Source organism: Mesorhizobium sp. WSM4308, from assembly GCF_002294905.1.
GTDB lineage: Bacteria > Pseudomonadota > Alphaproteobacteria > Rhizobiales > Rhizobiaceae > Mesorhizobium.
The window spans coordinates 24810-50447 of sequence record NZ_NSFW01000007.1 but is presented as its reverse complement, the minus strand read 5'-3'; the positions used below and the strand labels follow the sequence as shown (position 1 = coordinate 50447).

23 protein-coding genes are annotated in these 25638 nt (G+C 61.6%); 12 read left to right on the top strand and 11 right to left on the bottom strand.

Annotated elements, in window-relative coordinates:
* The first annotated feature begins 1 nt into the window (after nt 1).
* From CK227_RS14490 to CK227_RS14445, 11 genes are all read left to right on the top strand, one after another.
* A complete protein-coding gene (locus CK227_RS14490; protein ID WP_095774223.1) occupies nt 2–1009 on the top strand; it encodes an ABC transporter ATP-binding protein in 1008 nt (335 codons plus the stop codon).
* Nucleotides 1006–2043, top strand: a complete 1038-nt coding sequence (locus tag CK227_RS14485) for a dipeptide ABC transporter ATP-binding protein (protein WP_245318195.1) — start codon at nt 1006–1008, stop codon at nt 2041–2043. Before CK227_RS14490 ends, CK227_RS14485 begins: the two co-directional genes overlap by 4 nt.
* Nucleotides 2044–2057: 14 nt before the next feature.
* Nucleotides 2058–3434: an aminotransferase gene (locus tag CK227_RS14480; RefSeq protein ID WP_095774224.1), complete on the top strand. Its 1377-nt coding sequence runs from the start codon at nt 2058–2060 to the stop codon at nt 3432–3434.
* A gap of 65 nt (nt 3435–3499) precedes the next feature.
* Nucleotides 3500–4930: an aldehyde dehydrogenase family protein gene (locus CK227_RS14475; RefSeq protein ID WP_095774287.1), complete on the top strand. Its 1431-nt coding sequence runs from the start codon at nt 3500–3502 to the stop codon at nt 4928–4930.
* A 77-nt stretch (nt 4931–5007) separates the two neighbouring features.
* Entirely contained in the window at nt 5008–5133 is a 126-nt protein-coding gene (locus CK227_RS37810) for a hypothetical protein (protein ID WP_280951242.1), read from the top strand.
* A gap of 149 nt (nt 5134–5282) precedes the next feature.
* On the top strand, nt 5283–6005 hold the full coding sequence (locus tag CK227_RS14470) for a 3-oxoacid CoA-transferase subunit A (protein WP_095774225.1): 723 nt from the start codon (nt 5283–5285) through the stop codon (nt 6003–6005).
* Entirely contained in the window at nt 6002–6673 is a 672-nt protein-coding gene (locus CK227_RS14465) for a 3-oxoacid CoA-transferase subunit B (RefSeq protein WP_095774226.1), read from the top strand. The genes CK227_RS14470 and CK227_RS14465 overlap by 4 nt, the downstream gene beginning before the upstream one ends.
* A 1-nt stretch (nt 6674) precedes the next feature.
* Nucleotides 6675–7880 (top strand): 3-oxoadipyl-CoA thiolase, encoded by a 1206-nt coding sequence (gene pcaF, locus CK227_RS14460; RefSeq protein WP_095774227.1) that lies wholly within the window; start codon nt 6675–6677, stop codon nt 7878–7880.
* 564 nt (nt 7881–8444) lie between these two features.
* The gene (locus tag CK227_RS14455) at nt 8445–9800 is read left to right on the top strand and encodes a Glu/Leu/Phe/Val dehydrogenase (protein ID WP_095774228.1); all 1356 of its coding nucleotides are present in this window, start codon (nt 8445–8447) and stop codon (nt 9798–9800) included.
* A gap of 1937 nt (nt 9801–11737) precedes the next feature.
* The gene (locus tag CK227_RS14450; protein WP_095774229.1) at nt 11738–12040 is read left to right on the top strand and encodes a DUF982 domain-containing protein; all 303 of its coding nucleotides are present in this window, start codon (nt 11738–11740) and stop codon (nt 12038–12040) included.
* A 200-nt stretch (nt 12041–12240) separates the two neighbouring features.
* Entirely contained in the window at nt 12241–12489 is a 249-nt protein-coding gene (locus CK227_RS14445; protein WP_095774230.1) for a DUF982 domain-containing protein, read from the top strand.
* Nucleotides 12490–12789: 300 nt separating this feature from the next.
* Here CK227_RS14445 and CK227_RS14440 read toward each other — a convergent pair whose 3' ends face one another.
* Nucleotides 12790–14265 carry an NAD-dependent succinate-semialdehyde dehydrogenase gene (locus tag CK227_RS14440; protein ID WP_095774231.1) on the bottom strand — a complete coding sequence of 492 codons (1476 nt, stop codon included), beginning with the start codon at nt 14263–14265 and terminating at the stop codon, nt 12790–12792.
* A gap of 304 nt (nt 14266–14569) precedes the next feature.
* Here CK227_RS14440 and CK227_RS14435 point away from each other — a divergent pair, with 304 nt between their 5' ends.
* A complete protein-coding gene (locus tag CK227_RS14435; RefSeq protein ID WP_095774232.1) occupies nt 14570–14782 on the top strand; it encodes a cold-shock protein in 213 nt (70 codons plus the stop codon).
* A gap of 242 nt (nt 14783–15024) precedes the next feature.
* On the opposite strand, the gene CK227_RS14430 is transcribed toward CK227_RS14435, so the two are convergent.
* The 10 genes from CK227_RS14430 to nadA form a co-directional block, all read right to left on the bottom strand.
* On the bottom strand, nt 15025–15495 hold the full coding sequence (locus CK227_RS14430; protein ID WP_095774233.1) for a MucR family transcriptional regulator: 471 nt from the start codon (nt 15493–15495) through the stop codon (nt 15025–15027).
* A gap of 1136 nt (nt 15496–16631) precedes the next feature.
* Complete coding sequence (gene panD, locus CK227_RS14420) at nt 16632–17084, bottom strand: aspartate 1-decarboxylase (RefSeq protein WP_095774235.1); 453 nt, start codon at nt 17082–17084, stop codon at nt 16632–16634.
* Between the two features lie 57 nt (nt 17085–17141).
* Nucleotides 17142–18125, bottom strand: a complete 984-nt coding sequence (locus CK227_RS14415) for a beta-ketoacyl-ACP synthase III (protein ID WP_095774236.1) — start codon at nt 18123–18125, stop codon at nt 17142–17144.
* Nucleotides 18122–19387: an adenosylmethionine--8-amino-7-oxononanoate transaminase gene (locus tag CK227_RS14410; RefSeq protein ID WP_095774288.1), complete on the bottom strand. Its 1266-nt coding sequence runs from the start codon at nt 19385–19387 to the stop codon at nt 18122–18124. The genes CK227_RS14415 and CK227_RS14410 overlap by 4 nt, the downstream gene beginning before the upstream one ends.
* The gene (bioD, locus tag CK227_RS14405; RefSeq protein WP_095774289.1) at nt 19387–20022 is read right to left on the bottom strand and encodes a dethiobiotin synthase; all 636 of its coding nucleotides are present in this window, start codon (nt 20020–20022) and stop codon (nt 19387–19389) included. Before bioD ends, CK227_RS14410 begins: the two co-directional genes overlap by 1 nt.
* Nucleotides 20023–20033: 11 nt before the next feature.
* On the bottom strand, nt 20034–21173 hold the full coding sequence (locus CK227_RS14400) for an 8-amino-7-oxononanoate synthase (protein ID WP_095774237.1): 1140 nt from the start codon (nt 21171–21173) through the stop codon (nt 20034–20036).
* Nucleotides 21170–22111, bottom strand: coding sequence for a biotin synthase BioB (gene bioB / locus CK227_RS14395; RefSeq protein ID WP_245318196.1), 942 nt, complete (start codon nt 22109–22111; stop codon nt 21170–21172). Before bioB ends, CK227_RS14400 begins: the two co-directional genes overlap by 4 nt.
* 158 nt (nt 22112–22269) lie before the next feature.
* Entirely contained in the window at nt 22270–23124 is an 855-nt protein-coding gene (nadC, locus tag CK227_RS14390) for a carboxylating nicotinate-nucleotide diphosphorylase (protein ID WP_095774239.1), read from the bottom strand.
* Nucleotides 23124–24665, bottom strand: a complete 1542-nt coding sequence (locus tag CK227_RS14385; RefSeq protein WP_095774240.1) for an L-aspartate oxidase — start codon at nt 24663–24665, stop codon at nt 23124–23126. The genes nadC and CK227_RS14385 overlap by 1 nt, the downstream gene beginning before the upstream one ends.
* Nucleotides 24662–25636, bottom strand: coding sequence for a quinolinate synthase NadA (gene nadA / locus CK227_RS14380; protein ID WP_095774241.1), 975 nt, complete (start codon nt 25634–25636; stop codon nt 24662–24664). The genes CK227_RS14385 and nadA overlap by 4 nt, the downstream gene beginning before the upstream one ends.
* Between the last annotated feature and the right edge of the window lie 2 nt (nt 25637–25638).

Sequence of the window (25638 nt, the reverse complement as noted above, 5' to 3'; positions counted from 1 at the left end):
TATGCAAGTGCAAAAAGTTGCATCGGATGACGTCCTCCTCGACGTTGTGGGTCTCGAGACACACTTCTTCGGTGAAGATAGCGTCACCCGGGCTCTTGGCGGCATCAGCTTCCAGGTTAAGAGAGGTGAGACACTTGGCGTTGTCGGCGAATCCGGATGTGGCAAGAGCGTCACCGCTCTCTCCATTCTTCGCCTGCTGCCGAAGCTGACCGCCAGGACCGTCGGCGGCGAGATCCGCTTTCATGGACGCGACCTGCTTGAGCTGTCCGATCGCGAGATGCGAAAGGTCCGCGGCGATCAGATCGCCATGATCTTCCAGGAGCCGATGACCAGCCTGAACCCGGTCTACACAGTCGGCCGCCAGATCGCCGAGGCGGTGCAAATCCACACGAAAGCGTCCCGCTCGGTGGCTATGGCAAAGGCAGAAGAGATGCTGCGTCTCGTCCGCATCGCGGACCCCGAGCGTCGCGTCAACAACTACCCCCATGAAATGTCGGGCGGCATGCGCCAGCGTGCCATGATCGCCATGGCCCTGGCCTGCTCGCCGGAACTGTTGATTGCCGACGAGCCGACGACGGCGCTGGACGTGACCATCCAGGCACAGATTCTGCGGCTGATCGTCGATCTGAAATCCCGCACGGGAACAGCTGTGATGTTCATCACGCATGACTTGGGCGTTGTTGCCGAGACATGCCAGCGGGTGATCGTGATGTATGCCGGCCGGATTATAGAACAAGCAAACGTCATCGATCTGTTTGCGCGTCCCGCGCATCCCTACACTCAGGGCCTCATGCGATCGGTGCCTGACCGGCGGCGCGGCCGACAGGGCCGCCTTCCCGAAATTCCAGGCATTGTCCCAAGTCTTCGCGAGCCCATCGTCGGCTGCAGCTTTGCGCCACGCTGTCCGTTCGCGATCGATATTTGCCGTGACAAGGCACCCGTCTTTCGTGATGTCGGGTCAAATCACGCCGCCGCATGCTGGCGCGCCGAAGAGGTGATGGGCGCATGAATGGTCCTTTGCTGAAAGTCGATAACCTGACCAAGCACTATCCGCTTGGCTCGGGCCTCTTCAAGAAAACCATTCCGGTGGTGCGGGCAGTGCAGGATGTATCCTTTTCCGTCGAGGCAGGAGAGACACTTTGCATCGTTGGCGAATCCGGCTGCGGCAAATCCACGGTTGCCCGGCTCTTGATGCGACTGACGGATCCGACGGGTGGACGTGTCCTGATCGACGGGATCGACATTGCCGATCTTAAGAAGCATGAGCTTCGTGCGTATCGCCGTCGGATGCAGATGGTGTTTCAGGATCCTTACTCGTCACTGAACCCGCGTCTGACCGCCGGACAGATCATCACCGAACCTGTCGAGAATTTCGAGCGGCTCAGCCGCAAGCAACGCCAAGCGCTTGCCGCGGAGCTTCTCCAGAAGGTGGGAATGTCGCCGCAGATGAAGGACAGGTTTCCCTCCGAGTTGTCGGGTGGTCAGCGACAGCGGCTTGGCATCGCGCGGGCACTGGCCCTTAAGCCGTCGCTCATTATCGCCGATGAGGCGGTCTCGGCCCTTGATGTTTCCGTGCAGGCACAGATCCTGAACCTGCTCATGGATCTGCAACAGCAGATGGGCATCGCCTTCGTCTTCATATCGCACGACCTCGGCGTCGTGGAGCATATCGGTCATCGCGTGGCGGTCATGTATCTGGGTCGGATCGTGGAGCTTGCGCCGTGCGAAGCGCTCTTCGCCAAGCCGATTCATCCCTACACCGAGGCGCTGATCGCGGCAGCCCCGGTACCCGATCCCGCGCGCGTTCGGCTGGAAGTGCTTGTGGAGGGTGAGGTCCCAAGCCCCATAAATCCGCCGAGCGGGTGCGCATTCCATCCGCGCTGTCCGCTTGCCGTCGAACGCTGCCGCATGGAGGTACCGTCCTTGGTGCCCATGCCGGACGGGCGCTCCGTCGCCTGTCATGTGCGCTCTGATCTGAACCGCGACGTGACCGCGCGATCGAGCCAAATTCATTTGAACGCTGCGTCCCCCAAAGCATCCTGAAGGAACTTCACGTCATGAACAGACCGATCACGAACAACAACCAACCCTACGATACTTTGAGCATTCGCGCACTCGACCTGTCGCATCACATGCATCCCTTCACAGACCAGCAGGAACTCGTTTCCGAAGGCGTGCGCGTCATCACGCGCGGCGAAGGTGTATATCTGTGGGACAGCGAAGGCGAGCGGCTGCTCGACGGCATGGGCGGCCTATGGTGCGTCAACATCGGCTACGGCCGCAAGGAACTTGCGGAAGCCGCGGCGCGGCAGATGGAAGAGTTGCCCTACTACAACACCTTCTTTAAGACCACAACGCCAGTGGCCGCCGAACTGGCGGCCGAGATTGCCTCGGTCAGCCCTAACGGCCTCAACCGCGTATTCTACTCGAACTCCGGTTCAGAGGCCAACGACACCAACATCCGTCTTGCCCGCCTCTACTGGACACGCCTCGGCAAGCCCGAGCGCAAGGCGATCGTCTCGCGTCAGAACGCCTATCACGGTAGCTCGATCGGTTCCGGCTCACTGACAGGGTTCAAAGACATGCACGACATTGCGGGTATGCCGATCGCCGACGTCCACCACGCACCGGCGCCGTTCTGGTGGCGCGACGGCCGCGGCCAAACGGCTGAAGAGCATTGCGCATGGGCGCTCGACGGGCTGGAGAAGACGATCCTTGACGTCGGACCGGAAAACGTTGCCGCCTTCATTGGAGAGCCTGTGCAGGGGGCCGGAGGCGTGCTGACCCCGCCCCCCGGTTACTGGCAGGGGGTGCAGGAGATCTGCCGCAAGTACGACCTCTTGTTGATCTGCGACGAGGTGGTCTGCGGCTTCGGCCGCACCGGGCAGTGGTTCGGTTCTGACACCTACGCGATCAAACCCGACATCATCACCACCGCGAAAGGCCTGTCGTCGGGTTACCTGCCGATTGCTGCCTCCGTCTTCGGGGACCGGGTGGCAAGCGTCCTGATGGACAAGCCCGGCCGCATGAACCACGGATATACATATTCGGGCCACCCCGTGGCGGCTGCCGTCGCGCTCGAAAACATTCGCATCCTAAAGCGCGAGCGGATCGTTGAGCGAGTAGGAGAAGAGACCGGCCCGTACTTCCAGGCGAAGCTGCGGGAACTGCTCGACCATCCGCTGGTGGGCGAGGTGCGCGGCGTCGGCCTGATGGCTGCCGTCGAACTGACGCGGGACAAGGAGGGGCGCACGCCGATCGAACCGGTCTCGAGCTTGGCGATCCCGGTGCGGGATCTCTGCTTCAAGACCGGACTGATCACCCGCGCTGTGCGAGACAGCCTGATCTTCTCGCCGCCGCTTGTCATCTCGAAGGACGAGATCGACTGGCTCGTGAAGCGCCTGCGCGACAATCTCGACCAGTTCGTCGGCTAAACCTGCAGGCGCACTATGCAAAGCGTAGTTCCCACTCAGTTCGTTCGTATGTCGCAGGGGAAATGATGCTGGATCGAACCAGGCACTACATATCGGGCGAATGGACCGCGTCGTCCTCGGACCGCGAAATAGACGTTATTAATCCCGCCACGGAACTCGTGATCGCTCGGATCGCGGACGGCACAAGGCGGGATGTCGAGCGGGCAGTTCGTGCCGCCCGCCAGGCATTTCCTGCTTGGTCAACGACAAGCAGGGACGACCGGACTGTCCGCCTGCGTCGACTCCGTTCCATTTACGAGCGCCGTTTGGAAGAGATGGCGGAAGCCATTTCGCAGGAGATGGGAGCTCCGATACGGTTATCGCGGAGTGCTCACGCACCAAGTGGCTTGCAGGAGATCGACGCGTGCATCGAAATCTTGCAGAAGTTTGAGTTCGAAAGGTGGGTTTCCGAAGGCGCAAATACCGATCTCGTGGTCTACGAGCCGATCGGCGTTTGTGGACTCATCACACCTTGGAATTGGCCAATCAGCCAGGTTGCACTCAAGGTATTCCCGGCATTGGCTTGTGGATGTACTGTTGTGTTGAAGCCCTCGGATTTGGCGCCACTGTCCTCGCTTCTCCTGGCGGAGATAATCGATGAAGCGGGTTTCCCGGCCGGCGTCTTCAACCTCGTCAATGGACGCGGCGAAACCGTTGGGGCGGATATCTCGTCGCACCCCGACGTAGACATGGTTTCGTTCACCGGCTCGACGCGGGCCGGTGTTGCCGTAAGCCAAAGCGCCGCTCCGACGGTAAAGCGAGTTACGCTGGAACTCGGAGGCAAATCACCCAATATCCTCTTTTCCGATTGCAATCTTGTGGAAGCCGTTACCCGCGGCATCCGTATGTGCTTCCAAAATAGCGGTCAGTCCTGCAACGCACCGACGAGAATGCTCGTCGAGCGCAGCATTTACGATCGAGTCGTAAGACTCGCCGCTGATGAAGCTGAAAAGATCCACGTCGCGGATCCCACGCAGGATGGTGATCATATCGGGCCCGTTGTTTCAAAAGCTCAGTTTGACCGAATCCAGGACCTCTTGGGGGTGGGGGTGGCTGAAGGAGCTCTCATCGTGGCAGGAGGGGCCGGTCGACCCAAGGGTATCGACAAGGGATATTTCGTTCGACCTACCGTTTTCGCCGGTGTCACTAATACGATGGCTATTGCTCAGACCGAAGTTTTTGGACCCGTCCTCGTCATTATTCCCTTCGATGACGAGGAGCAGGCGGTTACGATGGCGAACGACACCCCCTATGGCTTGGCCGCCTACATTGAGACCCGTGATAACGACCGCGGTTTTCGCGTCGCGAAGAGGATTTTGGCTGGTAATGTCAAAATCAATGGGAAACCTCGTTTGAAAAGCAGCCCGTTTGGCGGCTTCAAGCAGTCTGGAAACGGTCGTGAACGCGGGGAATATGGCTTTCGCGAGTATCTGGAAGTGAAGGCAATCAGCGGCTGAGACCGCCGGCGATGTCACAGGCCAAGACCGTTTTGCGGCCTTGGTCGTCTCCACCCTCGCCAGACAAGGAAAGAGATATGTTCGTCGCCTATTCCGACAAGCATCTCCCGCATGAGCCCAAGCAGATCATCTTTAGCGGCCGCATCTTCGACAGCGTCGAGGTGCCCGCACGTGCGACCGAGCTTGCAGCCTCGCCGCGCTGAAGGGTGCGAGCTGGCAGCGCGGCGCGAATTCGGCCTCGAGCCGGTTCTTGCCGTCCACGCGTCTGTCTATGTGGAGTGTCTCCAGTCGCGGCCGTGGGCAACTACTGAGGTGTATGATGAACCCACCTTGTGACCAGAGAGGAGCGCCGATGGACAAGACAATCCCCAATCGGGCTGAGGCCGTCGCGGGAATTGGTGATGGTGCGACGGTGATGATCGGCGGTTTCGGAGGCGCAGGCTCGCCGATTGAACTGATCCATGCGCTGATTGACCGCTTTTATGCGGCGGGCAGCCCTAGAAACCTGACGGTGGTGAACAACAACGCGGGCAACGGCCATGTCGGCCTGGCGGCGCTCATCAAACATAGGATGGTCCGGAAGCTGATCTGCTCGTTTCCCCGCTCCGCGGACCCCCACGCGTTCACTGAGACCTATCTGGCCGGAGAGATCGAGCTGGAACTCGTGCCGCAAGGCACACTCGCCGAACGCATCCGTGCCGGCGGGGCAGGCATCCCGGCTTTTTACACGCCTACGGCCTATGGGACTGATCTCGCCAAAGGAAAGGTGATCGCGGAATTTGATGAGCGGCCATATGTGCAGGAGCGCTGGCTGAAGGCTGATTACGCTCTGGTGAAGGCGCATCTTGGCGACCGGCAGGGGAACCTGACCTATCACAAAGCGGCACGAAATTTCAATCCACTCATGTGCATGGCTGCGGCGACAACCATCGTGCAGGTCAGTCGCATCGTGGAAGCAGGCGAGCTCGATCCCGAACACATCGTCACCCCCGGCATCTTCGTGCAAGGCCTCGTCGCGGTGCCCGATCCACAACAGGAAGAAGCCCTGAACCGCGCCGGAGCGCACTATCCATGACCAGCAAGCTTTCCAATGCCCAGATCGCTTGGCGTGCCGCCCAGGACATCGCGGGTGGAGCTTATGTCAATCTTGGCATCGGCTTCCCGGAGATGGTGGCCCAGTACCAACCCTCTGGACGCCAAGCGATCTTTCACACTGAGAATGGCATCCTGAACTTCGGCGAGACCCCGGCAGACGGGAGCGAGGACTGGGATCTGATCAATGCCGGCAAAAAGGCCGTGACGATGAACCCGGGTGCCGCCTTTTTCCATCATGCCGACAGCTTCGCCATGGTGCGGGGCGGGCATCTGGATGTGGCGATCCTGGGCGCCTACCAGGTGGCCGAGAACGGGGATTTGGCGAACTGGAGCACCGGGCCCAAGGGAGTTCCGGCCGTGGGCGGTGCGATGGACCTTGTCCACGGAGCGAAGCGCACGGCCGTTATTACCGATCATGTGACGAGAGACGGGCAGCCCAAACTGGTGAAGCGCTGCACGCTGCCGCTGACCGGCGTCGGTTGCGTCACACGCGTTTATACCAGCCTCGCGGTCATCGACATTGAAGGCGATCGCTTTGTCCTGCGCGAGAAGCTTCCAGCGCTGTCGTTCGAAGACCTGCAAGCCCGGACCGGGGCCGAGCTTCTTGTTAAGCGCCCTGTGGCCGAGCTGATCGTTCCGGATCTCTGAAATGCGCGAAGCTTTTATCTGTGATTATATCCGCACGCCGATCGGCCGCTACAGCGGCGCATTGTCCAGCGTGCGTGCCGACGAGCTCGCCGCGGTGCCGCTGAAGGCATTAACGGAGCGCCACGCAAAGATCGACTTCGAGGATGTCGATGATGTGATCTTCGGGTGCGCCAACCAGGCTGGGGAAGATAACCGCAATGTCGCCCGCATGGCCCTGCTGCTGGCAGGGCTGCCCCGTTCCGTCCCGGGCACCACCCTCAACCGCCTGTGCGGCTCTGGCATGGATGCGGTGATCACCGCCGCCCGCGCCATCAAGGCCGGCGAGGCGGAGCTGATGATTGCAGGCGGGGTTGAGTCCATGTCGCGCGCACCTTTTGTCATACCGAAGGCGGAGACGGCTTTCGGGCGCGCCGCCGAGATCTACGATACCACCATCGGCTGGCGCTTCATCAATCCGCTGATGAAGCGTCAGTACGGCGTCGACTCGATGGCCGAGACCGGTGAGAACGTGGCCGAGGAGTTCCGCGTATCGCGCAAGGATCAGGATGCCTTCGCCCTGCGCTCTCAAACTAAGGCGGCGGCAGCACAGGAGAAGGGTCGCTTCGCGCAGGAGATCGTGCCCGTGACGGTCCCGAAGCGGAAAGGTGGCCCGGTCATGGTGGACAAGGACGAGCATCCGCGTGCCGACACCACGCTGGAGCAGCTGGCGAAGCTGCCAACTCCGTTTCGCAAGGATGGGACGGTGACGCCCGGCAATGCTTCTGGCGTCAACGACGGATCGGCCGCTCTCATCATCGCCTCAGAGGAGGCGGTGCGCAAATACGGGCTTGAGCCGATTGCGCGGGTCGTTGGCGGGGCTGCCGCGGGCGTGCCGCCGCGCGTCATGGGCATGGGTCCGGTGCCGGCCACGAATAAGTTGTGCGCCCGTCTCGGTCTGAAGCCAACCGACTTCGATGTGGTGGAGTTGAACGAAGCTTTTGCCAGCCAAGGCATTGCCGTGCTGCGCGAGCTCGGCCTTCCGGAGGATGCGGAGCACGTTAACCCCAATGGCGGCGCCATAGCGCTCGGTCACCCGCTCGGCATGTCGGGCGCCCGTATCACCGGCACGGCGGCACTGGAGCTGAAGCTGACGGGCCAGAAGCGGGCGCTCGCTACCATGTGCGTGGGTGTCGGCCAGGGAATTTCCATCGCCCTCGAGGCTGTCTAAGGGTTTTTGGTGGTATTCAGATGTCGCTCCTTTTCATACCCTACCAGTGGAACTCAAGCGGCGCGCTGCGACTCCGGCCTGCCAAGGTGGGCCATGATGTTGAGAACCTCCCAGCCTGCCATGACTTGGCCTTTTGCGCAGGCGAAATCCGAGCGTAGAGGCGGCGGCCGATCGCGTTTTGTAGTGCATTATTGCAAGCGCCGGCCAGAGGTGCCTCGGCCACTGAAAGATTGGTCAAACGAAGCAGCACAAGGATTAAGAGCGCTGAAACTTTTCGGTTCACACCTTGCGCCTCGCAAGTCCGGCTACTCATCAAGAGGGTCGAGAGCTGCAAGCTATTCCGCCTGCCCGCACAAGAAGGAAAACGTTCGTTGCCTGTGAGACCAAAAACCCCAATTGAGATCGCGGAAGAAAGTTCCGGCCGCGACGTAAGCATCACCACGCGGCGGACTGCGCGAGCAAACGCATGAACGCGAGCGCCGACCGTCCAGCCATGAGAGGTGCGTGATGCAGGACAATTCCGCTGGCTTTCTAGAGAGCGTTGACCATAATTTCCGTCACGCCATGACGTTCCTCGATCTGCCGGATGGATTGGCGGAGCGGATCATTCAATGCAACTCGACCTACACGGTGCGCTTCGGCGTCAGGCTGCGCGGCCGTATGTACAGCTTCATTGGCTGGCGATCGGTCCACAGCGAGCACTGCGAGCCGGTGAAAGGCGGCATTCGCTATGCACCGAACGCCGATGCCGAGGAGGTGGAGGCGCTTGCTGCGCTGATGACGCTCAAATGCTCGCTGGTCGACGTTCCGTTCGGCGGCTCGAAGGGCGCGCTCAAGATCGACCCTCGCGAATGGACGCCACAGGAACTGGAGCGCATCACCCGCCGCTTCACCCAGGAACTGAACAAGCGTGGCCTGATCGGCCCCGGCATCAACGTTCCTGCGCCCGATATCGGCACCGGTGAGCGGGAGATGGCTTGGATGGTGGACGAGTTCCGCCGCGCCAATCCGACCGATGTGGTCAACGCGCGTGCTTGCGTCACGGGCAAACCCCTGTCGAAGGGCGGAATCGCCGGTAGAACGGAGGCCACGGGCCGGGGCGTTCAGTTCGCCATCCAGAGCTTCCTTCGGGATCCCCGTACTGACGGACTGAAAGGCCGGCGCGATCTCAACAACGCCCTCGTGATCGTCCAGGGGTTCGGTAATGTCGGCTATCACGCGGCCAAGTTCCTGTCTGAAGGCGACGGTGCTCGAGTGACTGTTGTCGCTGAACGGGATGGCTGTGTCTCCAACCCCGAGGGCCTGGCTATCGAGGCCCTCAAGCAGCATCAAATCCGGACCGGCAGCGTCCTTGGTTTTGATGGAGGCAAGTCGCTAGCCGGCGATATGAGCGGCATCGAACAGCCATGCGACGTGCTCATTCCAGCGGCAATGGAAAATGCCATCCATTCGCACAATGCAGAGCGCATCAAAGCCCACTTAGTTGTGGAAGCCGCAAACGGCCCGGTCACGTTCGAGGCGGATAAGATCCTCCGTTCGCGCGGAGTGACGATCCTTCCCGATCTCTACGTCAACGCCGGCGGTGTGGTCGTCAGCTATTTCGAGTGGGTCAAAAACCTGACGCACATCCCATTCGGCCTGATGGAAAGGCGCCGTCGGGAGCGACGCAATCAAACGATCGCAGCCGCCCTTGAACGCATGACCGGCAAGGAATTTCCCGCCGAGATGCGCGACGAGTTTCTTGAAGGAGGTGCAGAGATCGATCTTGTTCGCTCCGGGTTGGAGGACGTCATGCGCAGCACCTGGGCGCGCATCGCAGACCTCATCGAAGAGCGGCCTGAACTGGGTGACTACCGGACTGCTGCCCATGTGGCGTCCATTCGTCACATTGCTGATGCCTACGAGGCGATAGGGATTTGAGCCTCGGTTTCGGAAGGTGGAACCAGGATCTTATTTGCTGAATGCAGGAGTTTGTTGCGCCCGAACTTTTCTAACTTGGGTCCCGTTCCGCCCAGCTCACATATTCTATCACCCCCATCGCCCTCCCAAGGCGTACGGCCCGGCAGCGAGCTTAGTCTCCTGCCGGACCCCTCTCCGGGGAATAGGTTTCAATCCAGCAACCCCATATAATCCATGGTCGAGACGGGAAGGGATACACCACCTTTCAGTGGAATGTACGATCGACTATCCGATGCCGATCGGCGTTCAGTATTCAAAACTGTCTAAACTCGATGGTCCCTGAGAAGGTAATTTCAGCGCGTTCCTTTATCCGAGATCCGCTCGACCGGATTCCTCTACAAGAGGCAGCCAAATCCCGATTGCGCGGCCTACCAGAGGTCCTCAGTTCCGAGGCGCTTATCCTTTGGGATTCTCATTCGATACTGACGACTCTCAGGCACGAAAACGAATTCGCTACTCATAAGAAGATTCGTCGATCTACTTGGAGATCTGTATACTATCAACCACCGGCTCCGGCTGCGCATTATCGCTCATCGTCCAGGCCATGAACTTAATCGGCGTGCAGCCGAATTCCTGTTCAGAGGCACACAGCAATGAGGGAACGAGGCATGCTGTTCGTCTTCGACGTTGGCGGGGTGCTGGTGGACCTACTGCAGGGCCCGGCTTTGGCGGAGCACCCAAGGTAGGCGACGTTTCCATCGTTGACCTCGCGGCAAAGGGACATCTTTCTGCCAGCGCTTTAATTTGCGGGTTCGTCTGCCTCCGGTCTGTGCGTCCAGTGCCTCGGGAACCAGCGCATCCTCAACCGCCAGCGGCTTGGGAGACGATCCGTCGGGCACGATGACGCCTGCCTCAACGGTGGTTGGCACGGGCTGAGAACGAGCATCTTCGGAAAATGTCGGCGGCGGGGTTGCTTCAGCGATCGCACCTTCCGTCTTCACCTCAGCGACTTCGTTGGCGATGGCAGCGAGTCAATGCCGCCCCAGATCGACTGTGGCCGCTTCACCAGCCCTCGCTTCTGTTTGAACTCGACGACAAAGGGTCGCTGCGGCTGCCTCATGGTGATCTCGCGGACTTAGGGGAGTTGCGAGTGTCCTCTAGGCGGAGCGCACGCCTTCGTCCACCCGCCGCCACGCATTCTCCAAAGGTTTTCGGAAACGTTGCCGCTGTCCAAGCCACGACGAAAGCGGCCCGCCGCCGGCACCCGGGCCTGCGCTCGCGATCTCTTGTCCAGCTTTCAGGGTGATGCCAAGACGATCATATCGCCCACGCAGTCGCCTTTGCCGGCCCCATGGCGAAGCCGCAGGAGTTTCAGGATGCAATGAAGATGGTGGCCGCTCCTATCCATGCTTCCATATTTCCGAGTGCATTAGACGCGTCCAACGCATTTTCGGAATCGATCACAAGCGGCCGATTCATGCTGTTGATGGGACCTGCGGCGTAGGTATGCCGGCCAGAGCGGCCGATTGTCGGCGACGCTTTGAGCTGGGGCGCGGCCGTCAGTCACGGAGGGCTGATGCGCCCATGCGACGACACACTGAAATTCGGATCGGAGGTCGCGACAGACTAGGCGGGTTACCGGCAGCATCGTGGCGATCCGCCGCAGGATGGGGATGCATGATGACGATCCGTTTCCGAGATAGACGGCTTCATCGAGGTCGTGCGTGTGACGAGCACGGCTGTCGGGCCCTTGAAGCTCCTCATGCAAACGCCTGGCCATCGCCTTCTTGCGAGGCCTTCGGGAGCCGCGGCAGCGAAATCGGCCTGCTAGTCTGCCAAAGCCGCCTGCTTTCCTCTTGAACCGTCATTGCCCTGACAACACATTGTGCAATCGTCGGCGGGTGTCGATGAGGCGCGTGTTCACGCAAACCAGCCGTTCAGCAGGTCGGGAGGAACCAATGAAGCCTGAAGCTTTCAGCAGCCCAGTTTTCGTGAAGCGTGCAACCTACATCGTCCAGGAAATTGCCAGCCTTGCGGACGCTATCGACTTCCTCAATGACTGGCCAGAAGATCGCCGAGACCTGATCCACGAAGCCGCCGTCAGGGCCTGCTATGATGCATACGATGGGCGAAAACCTGTAAGCGCAGCGCGCAACGCCTTTTTCGGCTTTGCGAAACGGGCCGCCATATTGGAAGATGCAATTTCCGCCATGCAATGGCTCGCTGCCTGCAAGTCGGGCCGTGGAAAAGTGCAGGTATAGGCACCTGGCACGCCGAGGGGGCATTGTGTTGAGATTTTCAGGGATAGCCGAAAGCAGAAGCAGGTTTCGACATTAGCGGCGCAATCCCACCATGAATCAGATACCGCACATGGATCGCGAGGGGCGAGGTTCAGCGAGCAGCGGAACCGTCGGCCGGGCCAAGGTGCGATCGAGGCTATTTGCCTCACAGGAGCGCAGACATGACCGGCTTGAGCAGATTTGAGAGGCCAGTCGTTGTTCAGGTTAGCCACCACGGCTCAGAGCGGATCGTCTTCGAGGTCAATGATGCTGCCGCTATCTTGCTGCGTGATCTTCAACGTCAGACCGTGAAACGGAAGGCCGCGATGGATGCCTGTCTGCAGGTATTGCGCGGTGAGGCTTATCCTGCAGCAGCTCGAAGAGCTTTCGTGGCAGCCGCGCTTGAAGCAAAGATACTTCGCAGCGATTAAGAAAGCTGGGATGCTCCGGAACTGCTCACTGACCATCGCCGGGACGACCGTTGTTGGAACGATGATGTGAACACTTGTCCAGGTCCGGTATCCCGACGCTTTCCAGGGCCGCGCTCACCCGAGGCGACGACCTTGCCTGACTGCGGGACAAGGGCGGGCGTCGGCGCGAAGCTGACCTCAAGGTGACGAATGCGACGGTTTCAGCGGGTTCGTAGCCGCCGCCCATCGAGGTGCGACTTTTGCTTCACAGGTTTGATGATCGCTTGCGCCGGCGGCTCCGCGATTTCGCAAGCGGATGCTTCAGATGCCGCCCATGCAGAGGTATTTCATTTCGAGGTAGTCCTCGAGCCCGTGCCGGGAACCCTCCCGCCCAATGCCGGACTGCTTCATCCCGCCGAAGGGTGCGGCTTCCGATGACATGCGTCCCGTATTGATGCCCACCATGCCATATTCCAGGGCCTCGGCCACACGCCAGACACGCTGCAGGTTCGAGGCATAGAAGTAGGCGGCCAGGCCGTAGATCGTGTCATTTGCCTCGTGTACGACCTGGTCCGCATCGTCGAAGCGAATGGTCGGGGCCAATGGCCCAAAGGTCTCCTCTTGCGCAATCGTCATCTCGCTGGAGACTTCAGTGAGGACCGTCGGTTGGAAGAATGTGCCATCCTTGCCAATGCGTTTGCCCCCGCAGCGAATTGTACCGCCTTTGGCGACGGCATCGGCGATATGCGATTCGATCTTGGAGAGTGCCTGCCTGTCGATCAGCGGGCCGATGGCGACACCTGGATCGAAACCGTCACCAACCTGCAGCTGGCGGACCCGCTCGACGAATTTGTCGATAAATTCATCGTGAACGCCCGATTGGACGTAAAGGCGGTTCGCGGAAACGCAGGTCTGGCCGGCGTTGCGGAACTTGGCCTGGATAGCCCCGTCTACCGCCGCATCGACGTCGGCATCGTCGAAGACGATGAAAGGCGCATTGCCGCCGAGCTCGAGGCTGACCTTCTTGATCTGGTCCGAGCACTGGCGCATGAGCAGCCGGCCAACTTCGGTCGAGCCCGTGAAGCTGATCTTGCGGACTCTGGGGTTTGTACAGAGTTCGCGGCCGACGGCATCGCCTTCAGAAGCGTAGATCAGGTTGACCACCCCTTCGGGAAAGCCAGCTAGATGCGCAAGGGCGAACATTGCGCCGGCAACGAGCGGCGTCTGTTCAGCGGGTTTCAAAACGATCGTGCAGCCCGCGGCCAAGGCCGGCGAGATCTTGCGCGCCACCATGGAGGCCGGGAAATTCCATGGCGTAATCGTACCGACGACGCCGATCGGCTGCTTGATCACCAGCAAGCGCCGGTCTGGCGATGGCGCGGAGATCGTCTCGCCATAGATGCGGTTAGCCTCTTCGGCGTACCATTGCAGGTAGGCCGCCGCATGCGACACTTCCGATTTGGCCTCGGCAAGGGGCTTGCCCATCTCCGCGGTTAATATCGCGGCAAGGTCATCACCGTGGTCGATTATCAGCTGATGCCAGCGCCACAGAACGTCGCTGCGTTCACGGGCCGTCAATGCCGCCCATCCAGGCTGTGCGTTATAGGCTTTGTCGACCGCAACCCGCGTCTCCTCGACACCCATGTCGGGAAGCTCCGCCAGCACTTCGCCGGTCGACGGGTTGAGGACCTCAAATGTCCGCTCACTGACTGGTTTGCCAAGCGCCGGCAGGCGGTCAAGGCTGCCAAAAAGGTCAGGAGATTTGAGGTGGCGGATCAAAGGCGGCAGCAGCGGCAATGTCGATTCCCCAGAAGGCTCTTGGCCTATCCGGCCGGATGGACATCTACTGCGCACATGTGGCTTTTGCATAGGACCACCGCTCACGAAAAGTCGTGCTTCCCTTGGGTCGGGTGGACCTGCCGCGGAAACGTGAGCCCCAACGGGCGGGCGCTGGACGGTGCATGAGGAGTTACAGCGGCCGATCAAACCGGGCCTTGCAAATTTTTCCTTTTTTGCTGCGCCTGACGCAGAAGTATCGGCTATGAATCGGGACTGGCCTAACGGCCTGCCCACGTTGCAATTGTTACAAAGGAAAACGCATATGCCGACTGGAACGGTTAAGTGGTTCAACAGCACCAAGGGATTTGGGTTTATCCAACCCGACAATGGCGGTCAGGATGTTTTTGTCCACATTTCCGCTGTAGAACGAGCGGGCCTCTCTACCCTCGCTGATGGCCAGAAGATCAACTATGAAATCGAACAGGACCGGCGCACCGGCAAGTCCTCGGCCGGCAGCCTCAGCAAAGCCGGCTGACTTTTCTCTCGCCTGCTGGCAACAGCGGGTGGACGCGATAGGTCTCGCCGCGTGACAAGGGCGGGCGAGCACAGGGCTCGACTGGACGGCTTGAGCCGCGGATGCTGCAGCCCGCGCGAATTGTTGGGCAAGCCAGGCTGTCTTGAAAGGGAAGGCGGGTAGACCCCGCCTTTTCATATTCCGTTCAGATGCAGATTATGCCGATGGCACTGCGCGCCCAGAAAAAACCTTGATTTCTGAAATCAAGCTGCGACCATCTTGCGGGCCCGCTTTGCCGGCGCTGGCGGCGTTTCCGGCTCTTTCGGTTTGCGACCAAGACCCATCGTCTTGGCCAACGCCGAGCGCGCCGCGGCGTAGTTCGGCGCGACCATCGGATAATCCGCCGGCAGAGCCCATTTGGTGCGATATTCGTCCGGCGTCAGCCCATAATGGCTCGACAGATGGCGCTTGAGCGATTTGAATCTTTTCCCGTCCTCAAGGCAGATGATGTGGTCCGGTGTCACCGACTTCCTGATCGATACGGCAGGCTTCAGAACCTCCGGGACTTCCGCAGAAACATTGGCGCCGGCCGTGCCCTTGAGTGCCGCGTGCACCTGGCCAATGAGGGCAGGAAGTTCACCGACCGGGACCGGATTGTTGGAGACGTAGGCTGAGACGACATCAGCGGTGAGCTCGATGAGGACGTCGATGTTGTTGTCGGCTTCTTCTGTCATGAAACTCTCCGGGTGGCTTGAAAGACAGGCGGCGAAGTGTCGCTACATAGTGGCGGTTGCCGCTGAAAGCAATAAAGCCCCGGCAAGACTGTTGCGATGCTCGTCTTGCACTGCGGTCAATAGCGACGCTTCCCGTCGTCTTGCGTCTATTGATCGAACGCGGTTGGCAGCATCGCTGCTCGATGTAGCATGAGGGAGCGATCCTGACCTGAAACGCTGCCAAGCCTGTTCTCGATCTCTTCTACGCTGAAGATCGGAAGCGATCATTCGGAGAATGCCGATCCGGCACGCTCGATAGTGGCTCCCTCTGCGAGCAGAGCTGGCCGCCTGTGAAGCAGCAGAATCGAACTCGCCGGTAGGACAGGCGTTCTCCTGTTCCTCTGCAACGATCTGGTCGAGACCGGAAACGATTGCCACGAGAACCCGCGCGCCAAGGCTCGTGCTTCGGGGAGGTGTCCGATGCCCAGCCGGCGGCTGGCGCGTTCGGCTTCGTCCTCGACGAGCCTTCGCCCCGAAAAGGAGCGCCGCGACATTGATGGAAGGGGGCAGGGAAGACGTCCACGGCGCTTGTGCTGTGGCAGCATCCGCACCGACTGCGTCAGTGTTCACAACCGAAAAACCCGCCACTCTTGGGGGCAAGAGCGGCGGGCTTTTTGCAGAGCTACTCGAACTGAATACGCGTTCTCACTGACATTAGCTGTGGATAATTAAGACAGCATTAACGTGCAAGATCGGGTCATCTAAATCGATCCGAATGCAAGATGCGGCCGGCTCGGGATAGCCCGGGCCAGAGCCGCTGTCGCCGTCAAATCCATAAGGCGCCAGCTGTCAAATAATCGGCGCTTGACGTTACGTAAGGTCCCGTGTTTTTCGCTGTGCGGGGAACGACTTCCAGTCTCGGTTCCAAGGCGACGAAAATGAGGGGCGGCGATGGTGGCTGGCGAACCAAACGACGTGCGCGTCAAGCGTTGCGGTGGGGGATGGGTGGTTCATATTATGGAGGACGGCGAACTGACAGTTCATCGGTTCAAGACGCAGTCGCCCGCCGAACATTTTGCCGATGACCAACGCGCCAGGCTCGGCCTTGCGAGCAGGCCACCAATTGACGAACACTGATGTCACATGTGCGGCGGGTGTCACGCCCCGGAGACCAGCGCAGGAATGGCCAAAGCCTGATCAGTCTCGTCAAGGATGGAGAAGGTGTAGCGGCCATCGGCGTCGAGATCGACGGAGTAGCTTAGGCGATCGAGTATATTGTTGTCCTGGTCGAACGTGACAATCAGCGGCTTCAGTGAGGTAATGTGCGCTTCGTCCAGATAAATGGAGTTGCAGACAATGATCTGGTCGTCGGGCTGGCAAGTGCGGGCGGCTGCTCCGTTTAGAATACAGCATCGTGAGCCGCGCTCACCGAGGATGACATAGGTCGAAATCCGCGCACCGGAATTCTTGTTCCATATCTCCACGAATTCCATGGGCAGGATCCCTGCTTCTTCGCAATGATCTGGGTCGAGCGTTATCGAACCGTGGTAGTTGAGGTTCGCTTCGGTGACGTAGATGCCGTGCAGCTTGCCGGCGACTAGTTTTCGCATGGTCTGTTGTCCTTTCCATCATGAATCCTGCCACCCTCGGAGCAGCCAGTTATTCGGCTAAATTCCGACGACGAGCGCGCCGCCGCTGAGGCCCGCACCCGCTGCCGCCAGAAGTATTCTCTCGCCCGGCCGAAAGGGCTCCGTGCGATGGGCGAGCGAGAGCGAGAGCGGGATCGTTGCGGCGGAAGAGTTGCCATATTCGGCGATCGTCTTGACGATCGCGTGATCGGCAATGCCGAGGTTGCGCCCGACCCCATCGAAAATACGGGCATTAGCTTGGTGCGGCACAAACCGCCCGATATCCTGCGGCCGCATTTGGGCTGCAGTGAGCGCACCTCTCGAGCAGGCGGTCATCATCTCGACGGCCTTGCCGAACACTTCACGGCCGTCGGTGATCGTCATCCGGGTCTGCCTCAGGTCTAGGTCGCTGTGAAACGGCGTGTTGCTTCCGCCGGCGGGAATTTGGATCAGCCCGTAGCGAGAGCCGTCGGAATCCACCGATGCGCCGAGAATGCCCCGGTCCGGGTCATTGCAGGGACCAATCACCAAGGCGCCGGCGGCATCGGCAAACAGCACGGCGCTGGCGCGCTCGGCCGGGTTGATGCGGCGGCTGAGGATGTTGGCGGCAATCACAAGGGCCGCCTTGCCATGCAGGCGGGTGAAGCCGTCGGCGAACATCAGCGCATAGATGAAGCCGGCGCAGGCGCCGGTCAGGTCGACCGCGCCCGCACGCCCCAGCCCAAGCCGGTGGGCGACCAGCGGCGCGCTGGGCGGCAGCAGGTGGTCGGGTGTCGAGGTGGCGAGCAACAAAAGACCGATGTCGCCACGGTCGATGCCGGCGCTCGCCAGCGCCATGTCACCGGCATGCGCGGCAAGGCCCGACAGCGTGTCTTCGTCGTTTGCCCAGAAGCGCGAGCGTATCCCGGTCCGCCGCTCGATCCAGCCGGGTTCGAGCCCGAGACGGTCTTCGATTTCCGGATTCTCCACCTTGCGCGACGGCGCATGATGACCAAAGCCGAGAAGGCGCGACGATCTCCTCATGGCTTTAAGCCGAAGCGTTCGCCGGCCTCCTCGATGGCGTCATAGAGCCCGTCCAGTTCCTCGCCGGTGATGCAATAGGGCGGCAGAAGATAGAGGACATTGCCGAGCGGGCGCACGAGAAGGCCGCGCTCGAGGAAGAAGGCGCGCAATTTCGGTCCGATCTCGGCCAGATAGCCGGCAGAGCCGGTGCGCAGATCGAGGGCCGCGATCGTGCCGGTCGCCCGGCTGTCGGCGAGGTAGGGATTGTCGCCAAAGCGCCGAAGCCCGGCGGCCTGTCTCACGCTCAGGGCCGCGATACGCTCGGCCACCGGCTCGTCACGCCAGATCTCAACATTGGCAAGTGCTGCCGCGCAGGCAATCGGATTGGCGGTGTAGGAACTGGAGTGGAAGAACGTCTTCGTGCGGTCCTCGGAATAATGAGCCTGGAAGATCGCATCGGTGGCAAGCGTTGCGGCCAGCGGGATGATGCCGCCGGTCAAGCCTTTCGAGGTGCACAGGATATCTGGAGAAATCGACGCCTGCTCGCAGGCGAACATGGTTCCGGTGCGCCCCCAGCCGGTCATTACCTCGTCGGCGATCAGCAGCGTGCCGGAGGCTTCGGCAATCTTCTTCAATTCGGTCAGAACCGATGCAGGATACATCAGCATGCCGCCGGCGCCGAGCACCAGCGGCTCGACGATCAGCGCGGCGGCGCGCCGGTCGCGGCTGACGGCCTCAAAACGATCCAGCGTCTCTTGTTCGCGTCCCGCGGCCGGGAAGGGGATGGTGTCGACCTCGAACAGCAAGGGTTCGTAGGCGGCGTTGAACACACCGCGAGCGCCGACGCTCATCGTGCCGATCGTGTCGCCATGATAGCTGTGCTCCATGACGACGATGCGCGAACGCAGTGCGCCGATGTTGCGGAAGTAACCGAGCGCCATCTTCAGCGCGACTTCGACCGAGGTCGAACCGCTGTCGGAATAGAACACCCAGTCGAGGCCGGCGGGAGCGAGGCCGACAAGCGCCTTGGCCAGGCGTTCGGCCGGCTCGTGGGTGAAGCCGGCGAAGATGATCTGATCGAGGCTCGACGCGGTCGTCTCGATCGCCTTCATGATGCGGGGATGGCGGTGGCCATGGGTGACGACCCACCAGGAGGAAATGGCGTCCAGGATGCGCGCGCCGTCGGGCTTGTGGAGATAGGCGCCTTCGGTCCGGACGATTTCGGGGATCGAATGCTCGAGCGCGTGCTGGGTGAAGGGGTGCCAAACTCGGGACTGCGGCATCATTGCCCTCCGGCAATCAAAGCGAGGTCGAAGCCGGCAATCATCGCGTCTCTCAGCGTTTTGCCCGTCAGCGGATCGAGCAGCGGAAGCCTGCCGAGCTGCGGTACACCGCCAATTTCCACGATTGTCCGTTGCGTGTCGGCCATCTCATCGCCGATGAAAGCGATTCCTGCCAGCGGGATGGAGCGCGCCCGCAGGGCCTCGATCGACAGCAGCGTGTGGTTGATGGTGCCGAGCGTGGTGCGGGCGCACAAAATGACCGGCAGCCGCCACTCAGCGAAGATGTCGATGAACCTTGTGTGCCGGTTAAGCGGCACCATCAGCCCGCCCGCGCCCTCGATGACGAGCGGCGTCGGCAGGACGGGAAAAGTAAGATCGGCAGCCTTGATCGCGACGCCGTCGATCTCGGCCGAACGATGCGGCGACAGCGGGCTCTTCAAGCGGTAGGCTTCCGGCAGCACGCGCTCTAAGGGCAAGCCGGTAAGCCGGGCAACGACCTCGCTGTCGGTCTCGCCGTCGAGGCCCGATTGCACCGGCTTCCAGTAGAAACCGTCGAGCAGGCCGGCGAGCCCGGCCGCAAACACGGTCTTGCCAATTCCGGTGTCGGTTCCGGTGATGACGATGCGTTGGGTCATGCCGCCTCCGGTCATGTTTGGGCCAACACCTCAACGAGCGCCTCGACCATGGCAGAAATGTCGGCGTCGTCGACGTTGAGCGTCAGCGAAATGCGCAGGCGCGACGTGCCCTCCGGCACCGTCGGCGGACGAATGCCGCGGATGTCAAAGCCGCGTGTCTGCAGTCCCGCCGCCACCACCATGGTGCGCCCGACGTCGCCGATGAGGAATGGCTGGATCTGCGAGCCGCTGGGCGTCACGCCACACCGCTCGGCTAACTGCCTGCCCGCCAAGGCAACGCGTTCCTGCAGCCGAACGCGGCGCATCGGCTCGTCGGACAGCGTGGCGAGCGCTTCGCGCGCTGCGACGGCCATCAGCGGCGATGGCGCGGTGGCGTAGATAAATGGCCGGCAGCGGTTGACGAGATAGTCGCACAGCGTTCGCGGTCCGGTGACGAGTGCGCCGGAGGCTCCAAGCGCCTTACCGCATGTGTGGAGTGCCACGATGTTGTCGCGGCCCTCGAATGTGGCGGCCAGCCCCCGGCCAGCCGGTCCCCAGACGCCGGTGGCATGCGCTTCGTCGACGACCATGAATGCCTCGTGCCGATCGGCAAGCGCCATCAGGCTCGCAAGAGGCGCGTGGTCGCCATCCATGCTGTAGAGGCTTTCGACGGCGATCCAGACACGGCCCAGGCCACCTTCGGCGCGCCAGCGCGTGATCGCATCCTCGAAAGCACCGACGTTGTTGTGCGCGGCCAGCTTGAACTTGGCGCGTCCTGCCCGCGCGCCCTCATGCATGCTGGCATGGGCGATTTCGTCCAGGATCAGCAGGTCTCCCTTCTGCGGCAGGGCAGTCAGGAGAGCGAAGTTGGCGATGTAGCCGCTGCCGAAGAACAGCGCGCGCTCGGTTCCGAAGAACGCCGCTGCGTCCGCCTCCAGTTGCTCGTGTTCCGGCGCATTGCCACGCAACAGCCGCGACCCGGTGGCGCCCACCGGCGTGCCCCGCGCAATCGCCGCCGCAACCGCCTCGCCCAGCCTTTTGGAGCCTGCAAGCCCGAGATAGTCGTTCGACGAAAAGTCGAGCCCGGCGCGCGGCGCAAGTGTGCGTAGCCGGTCCCTGCGCGCCAGTCCCTGCAAGGTTCCCTCGTAGCGGGCAAGCGGTGTCCCGTTCATTGCGTCTCGACTGCCATCGGCTCGATGCCGAGGCGGCGGAAGAGAAGGCTATCCTTGTCTTCGCCGGGATTATCCGCCGTCAGCAGCGTGTCGCCGACGAAGATCGAGTTGGCGCCGGCAAAGAAGCACAGCGCCTGCATCTCGTCGGTCATGGCGGTGCGGCCGGCGGAAAGGCGCACATGCGATTTCGGCATCATGATGCGGGCCAGTGCTATGACGCGCACGAATTCGATCGGCTCGATCGGCCTGGCTTCGGCAAGCGGGGTGCCGGGTATCGGGATCAGCATGTTGATCGGAACGCTTTCGGGGTGCTCCGGCAGATTGGCCAGCGTCACCAGCATGTCGATCCGGTCCACCGGCTCTTCGCCCATGCCGACAATCCCGCCGCAGCAGACCTTGATGCCGGATTGGCGAACCTGTTCGAGCGTATCGAGCCGGTCGGCAAAGCTGCGCGTGCTGATGATCTCGCTGTAGTAGCGTTCCGAGGTATCGATGTTGTGATTATAGTAGTCGAGACCCGCCTGCTTCAGCCGAGCGGCCTGCTCAAGATCGAGCATGCCGAGGGTCATGCAGGTCTCCATGCCGAGCGCCTTGACGCCTTCGACCATCGCCACCACTGCATCCATGTCGCGCGGCTTGGGGTTTCGCCAGGCAGCCCCCATGCAGTAGCGGGTGGCGCCGGCGTCACGTGCCTTGGTCGCCTCGGCGATGACGCGCCTGACCTCCATCAGCTTCGATGCCTTCAGGCCGGTTTCGTGATGCGCCGACTGGCTGCAATAGCCGCAATCTTCAGGGCAGCCGCCCGTCTTGATGCTGAGAAGGCGACTGAGCTGGACCTTGTTGGGATCGAAATTCTCGCGGTGGACGGTTTGAGCGAGGAACAGCAGATTGTTGAACGGAGCATCGTGAAGCGCCCGAGCCTTCTCCAGGGTCCACATCCCTGTGTCTGTGGCTTGAGCCTGTGGCAATGTCTTCGTCGAATTCGATGCGTACATTCCTGTCCTGTTCCCTTGGTTCCGGCGTTACGGCTTCTTTGCCGGCGGATTGACGGCGACTGGAAGGCTTATCAGCCCGCTGCCGTCCGTTTGTCAGTCGATCATGAGTCCCGGTAATCAAGTCCGATATCCAGGATCGGCGCGCTGTGGGTCAGCCAGCCGATGGAGATCAGATCGATGCCGGTGGCGGCGATGGCTGGCGCAGTTGCGGCGGTGATACTGCCCGATGCTTCGGTGATCGCCCGGCCGGCGACCATCGCCACCGCCTGCCGCAATTCGGCAACCGACATGTTGTCGAGCAGGATGGCGTCAGGGGCAAGCGCTAGGGCCTCTTCCAGCTGGGCCAGCGTATCGACTTCGACTTCGATCTTCACAAGGTGGCCGACGCTCATGCGCGCCCGCTCAATGGCAGGTCGAATTCCGCCGGCCATGGCAACGTGGTTGTCCTTGATCAGGATGGCGTCGTCGAGGCCGAAGCGGTGATTGGCGCCACCTCCTGCGCGCACGGCGTATTTTTCCAGCGCCCGCAATCCGGGCGTAGTCTTGCGCGTGCAGACGATTTTCGCGCCATGTCCGCGAACCGCGGTGACGATCGATGCGGTTGCCGTGGCGACACCGCTCAAATGGCACAGAAAATTGAGTGCCGTCCGTTCGGCTGTGAGAATGGCCCGGGCGGGACCGCTCACCGTTGCAATGACCTCTCCTTGCGAGACTTCGCTACCGTCTGCTCGCTCCACGGAGATTTCGACGTCAGGATCGATCAGCCGGAAAGCAAGGATCGCCAGATCGAGGCCGGCAACAACTCCCGACTGGCGCGCCGCCAGCACGGTCCTCGCATGTTGTTCTTTCGGCACGACTGCGTCCGTGGTCACGTCGCCGGCTCTGCCAAGGTCTTCCAGAAGAGCTGCCCGGACAAGAGGCTCCAGCATGACCGTGGGAAGTGGTGCGAGCTTCATCACCTGACCCCCTCGAGGCTCGGGACGTCTGCGAGTTCCCGCGCTGCCGCCAAGGCATCGGCGAGAGTGAGTTCGCTACGTCTGGCAATGGCTTCACGATGGGGAAAGTCGGGGCGGTAGTGGGCGCCACGGCTTTCTTCTCGCGACAAAGCGGCGACCGTCATCATCAGCCCGACAGCCGCCGGATCCGATGCCGCGTCATTGGCCTCGGCGAGCGGCAATAAAGCGCGTGCGGTTGATTTCAAGACCTCGCCGTCCCGCACGATGGCGAGCGCGCGCGACAGGAGAGGCCGCACGGCCCTCGGATCGGGCGAAGGATAATCGTTTGCAGTCGCCGGCCTTGTTCGCAAGACAGGGGTTCCTGCCAGGCTTTCGGCGACCCAGCGCGCGCACACCACGGCTTCGGTCAGCGAGTTGCTGGCAAGCCGGTTGGCGCCGTGTAACCCCGTCGAGGCGACTTCGCCGCAAGCCCAAAGGCCTGAAACAGAAGTGCGACCGGCGCCATCCACGGCAACACCACCCATGTGGTAGTGCTGGGCGGGGCGGATGGGAATGAGGTCATGTGCCGGATCGATGCCGACATCGCGGCAGGCTGCGGCGATCGTCGGAAACTGCCGCGCGAACGCCGTGCCGGGTTTTTCCCGCGCATCGAGAAAGACGCGGTGGCCTTTCGAAAGATGTTTCCAGATCGCTCGCGCTACAACGTCGCGCGGCGCGAGTTCCGCACCTTGTAATCCTTCAAGGAAGCGGTGGCCTGTTTCATCGACGATCTCAGCGCCTTCACCGCGAACCGCTTCACTGATGAGTTGCAGCGGACGGTCCGGCCCGTCGAGCGCTGTCGGGTGGAACTGGATGAATTCGAGATCGGCAAGGACAGCACCCGCGCGGGCTGCAAGTGCCAGGCCCTGTCCGCAACTGCCCAACGGATTGGTTGTGTCGAAAAACAGCCCGCCAATCCCGCCGGTCGCGAGAACGACCCGTCCCGTACCGAAGAACACGGGACCCATTGAAGAGCTTGCCCAGACGCCCCGCACAGCATTCTCGTCCACGGCCAGCCGTCGCGCCTCCACGCCTTCCACGACCACGATCGAGCGAGTGGAACGCACGGCCGCGACAAGGGCACTCATGATCTCGCGTCCGCTCCCGTCGTCGCCGGCATGAACGATGCGCCGTCGGCCATGCGCGGCCTCCAGCCCAAGGCGTATTTTCCCTGCCGGCGTGCGGTCGAAACGGACCCCAAAGCCCTCCAGCGTTTCAATCGCGCCGGGCGCCGCGTGCAGGATGCGACTTGCCATGTCCGCGTCGCACAGCCCATCGCCGGCGGCGAGCGTGTCGGCCAGGTGCAGCGCCGGATTGTCGTCATCGCCGAGGCTGGCAGCCAGGCCGCCCTGTGCCCACGTGCTCGAAGCGTCGGCTCCCAGCGGCGTCCTGGACAGGAGAAGCACCGGCTCGGGCGCCAGGTGAAGCGCCGTCATCAGCCCGGCAATGCCGCCGCCGATGACAATAGGCCGACCGAAGAAGCTGCGGACGTCCGCGTTCATACGGCCAGCATCCGCTCGACGGCGAGCCGTGCCCGGCCGGCGATCTCGGGATCGATGCTCACGACATGCCGGTTTTGTTCCAGAGCCTCGCGGATGTTGGCGAGCGTTATCCGCTTCATGTGCGGGCACAAATTGCAGGGCCGGATGAACTCGAGCTCGGGATGCTCGATCGCGACATTGTCGCTCATCGAGCATTCCGTCAGCAGCACGACGCGAGGCGGTTTTTGTCGTCCGACATAGTCGGACATGGCAGCGGTCGACCCGGAAAAATCGGCTTCAGACACCACGTCTGGCGGGCATTCGGGATGTGCGAGCACGATCACACCGGGATGGCTTTCGCGCAACTCCCTGATATCGGCCGGCGTGAAGCGTTCATGCACCTCGCAATGCCCGTTCCAGGCGATGATCTTCACATCGGTCTGGGCGGCGATATTCTTCGCCAGATACTCGTCCGGCAGCATGATCACCTGGGGAACACCAAGCGACTCGACGATGGCCTTCGCGTTGCCTGAGGTACAGCAGATGTCGGACTCGGCTTTCACCTCGGCCGACGTATTGACATAGGTGACGACAGGCACGCCCGGATAGCGTTGCCGCAGCAGCCGGATATCCTCGGCGGTAATCGAGTCGGCCAGCGAACAGCCAGCGCGCAGGTTGGGAATGAGCACCGTCTTTTGCGGATTGAGCAGCTTCGCCGTCTCCGCCATGAAATGCACGCCGGCAAGCACGATGACGTCGGCTTCGGTCGACATTGCCTTGCGGGCCAGCGCCAGGCTGTCGCCGACGATGTCGGCAACGCAGTGGAATATCTCTGGCGTTTGATAGTTGTGCGCCAGGATGACGGCGTTGCGCTGCTTCTTGAGGTCGAGAATGGCCTCGATGTCCTCGGCAAAAACCGGCCATTCGATCGGGGGGACAAAGTGGCGAACGCGGTCGTACAGCGACGCGCCTGAAGGCAGGATGGCGCTCATCG

What these genes read in the sequence shown, in the direction of transcription:
- CK227_RS14415 (WP_095774236.1), bottom strand. Translation starts at nt 18,125, where the DNA reads ATGAGGAGATCGTCGCGCCTTCTCGGCTTTGGTCATCATGCGCCGTCG.
- pcaF (WP_095774227.1), top strand. Translation starts at nt 6,675, where the DNA reads ATGCGCGAAGCTTTTATCTGTGATTATATCCGCACGCCGATCGGCCGC.
- CK227_RS14435 (WP_095774232.1), top strand. Translation starts at nt 14,570, where the DNA reads ATGCCGACTGGAACGGTTAAGTGGTTCAACAGCACCAAGGGATTTGGG.
- CK227_RS14455 (WP_095774228.1), top strand. Translation starts at nt 8,445, where the DNA reads ATGACGTTCCTCGATCTGCCGGATGGATTGGCGGAGCGGATCATTCAA.
- CK227_RS14410 (WP_095774288.1), bottom strand. Translation starts at nt 19,387, where the DNA reads ATGCCGCAGTCCCGAGTTTGGCACCCCTTCACCCAGCACGCGCTCGAG.
- CK227_RS14385 (WP_095774240.1), bottom strand. Translation starts at nt 24,665, where the DNA reads ATGAACGCGGACGTCCGCAGCTTCTTCGGTCGGCCTATTGTCATCGGC.
- CK227_RS14490 (WP_095774223.1), top strand. Translation starts at nt 2, where the DNA reads ATGCAAGTGCAAAAAGTTGCATCGGATGACGTCCTCCTCGACGTTGTG.
- CK227_RS14445 (WP_095774230.1), top strand. Translation starts at nt 12,241, where the DNA reads ATGACCGGCTTGAGCAGATTTGAGAGGCCAGTCGTTGTTCAGGTTAGC.
- CK227_RS14450 (WP_095774229.1), top strand. Translation starts at nt 11,738, where the DNA reads ATGAAGCCTGAAGCTTTCAGCAGCCCAGTTTTCGTGAAGCGTGCAACC.
- nadA (WP_095774241.1), bottom strand. Translation starts at nt 25,636, where the DNA reads ATGAGCGCCATCCTGCCTTCAGGCGCGTCGCTGTACGACCGCGTTCGC.
- CK227_RS14470 (WP_095774225.1), top strand. Translation starts at nt 5,283, where the DNA reads ATGGACAAGACAATCCCCAATCGGGCTGAGGCCGTCGCGGGAATTGGT.
- CK227_RS14485 (WP_245318195.1), top strand. Translation starts at nt 1,006, where the DNA reads ATGAATGGTCCTTTGCTGAAAGTCGATAACCTGACCAAGCACTATCCG.
- CK227_RS37810 (WP_280951242.1), top strand. Translation starts at nt 5,008, where the DNA reads ATGTTCGTCGCCTATTCCGACAAGCATCTCCCGCATGAGCCCAAGCAG.
- panD (WP_095774235.1), bottom strand. Translation starts at nt 17,084, where the DNA reads ATGCGAAAACTAGTCGCCGGCAAGCTGCACGGCATCTACGTCACCGAA.
- CK227_RS14400 (WP_095774237.1), bottom strand. Translation starts at nt 21,173, where the DNA reads ATGAACGGGACACCGCTTGCCCGCTACGAGGGAACCTTGCAGGGACTG.
- CK227_RS14465 (WP_095774226.1), top strand. Translation starts at nt 6,002, where the DNA reads ATGACCAGCAAGCTTTCCAATGCCCAGATCGCTTGGCGTGCCGCCCAG.
- bioB (WP_245318196.1), bottom strand. Translation starts at nt 22,111, where the DNA reads ATGTGGACCCTGGAGAAGGCTCGGGCGCTTCACGATGCTCCGTTCAAC.
- CK227_RS14480 (WP_095774224.1), top strand. Translation starts at nt 2,058, where the DNA reads ATGAACAGACCGATCACGAACAACAACCAACCCTACGATACTTTGAGC.
- CK227_RS14430 (WP_095774233.1), bottom strand. Translation starts at nt 15,495, where the DNA reads ATGACAGAAGAAGCCGACAACAACATCGACGTCCTCATCGAGCTCACC.
- CK227_RS14475 (WP_095774287.1), top strand. Translation starts at nt 3,500, where the DNA reads ATGCTGGATCGAACCAGGCACTACATATCGGGCGAATGGACCGCGTCG.
- nadC (WP_095774239.1), bottom strand. Translation starts at nt 23,124, where the DNA reads ATGAAGCTCGCACCACTTCCCACGGTCATGCTGGAGCCTCTTGTCCGG.
- bioD (WP_095774289.1), bottom strand. Translation starts at nt 20,022, where the DNA reads ATGACCCAACGCATCGTCATCACCGGAACCGACACCGGAATTGGCAAG.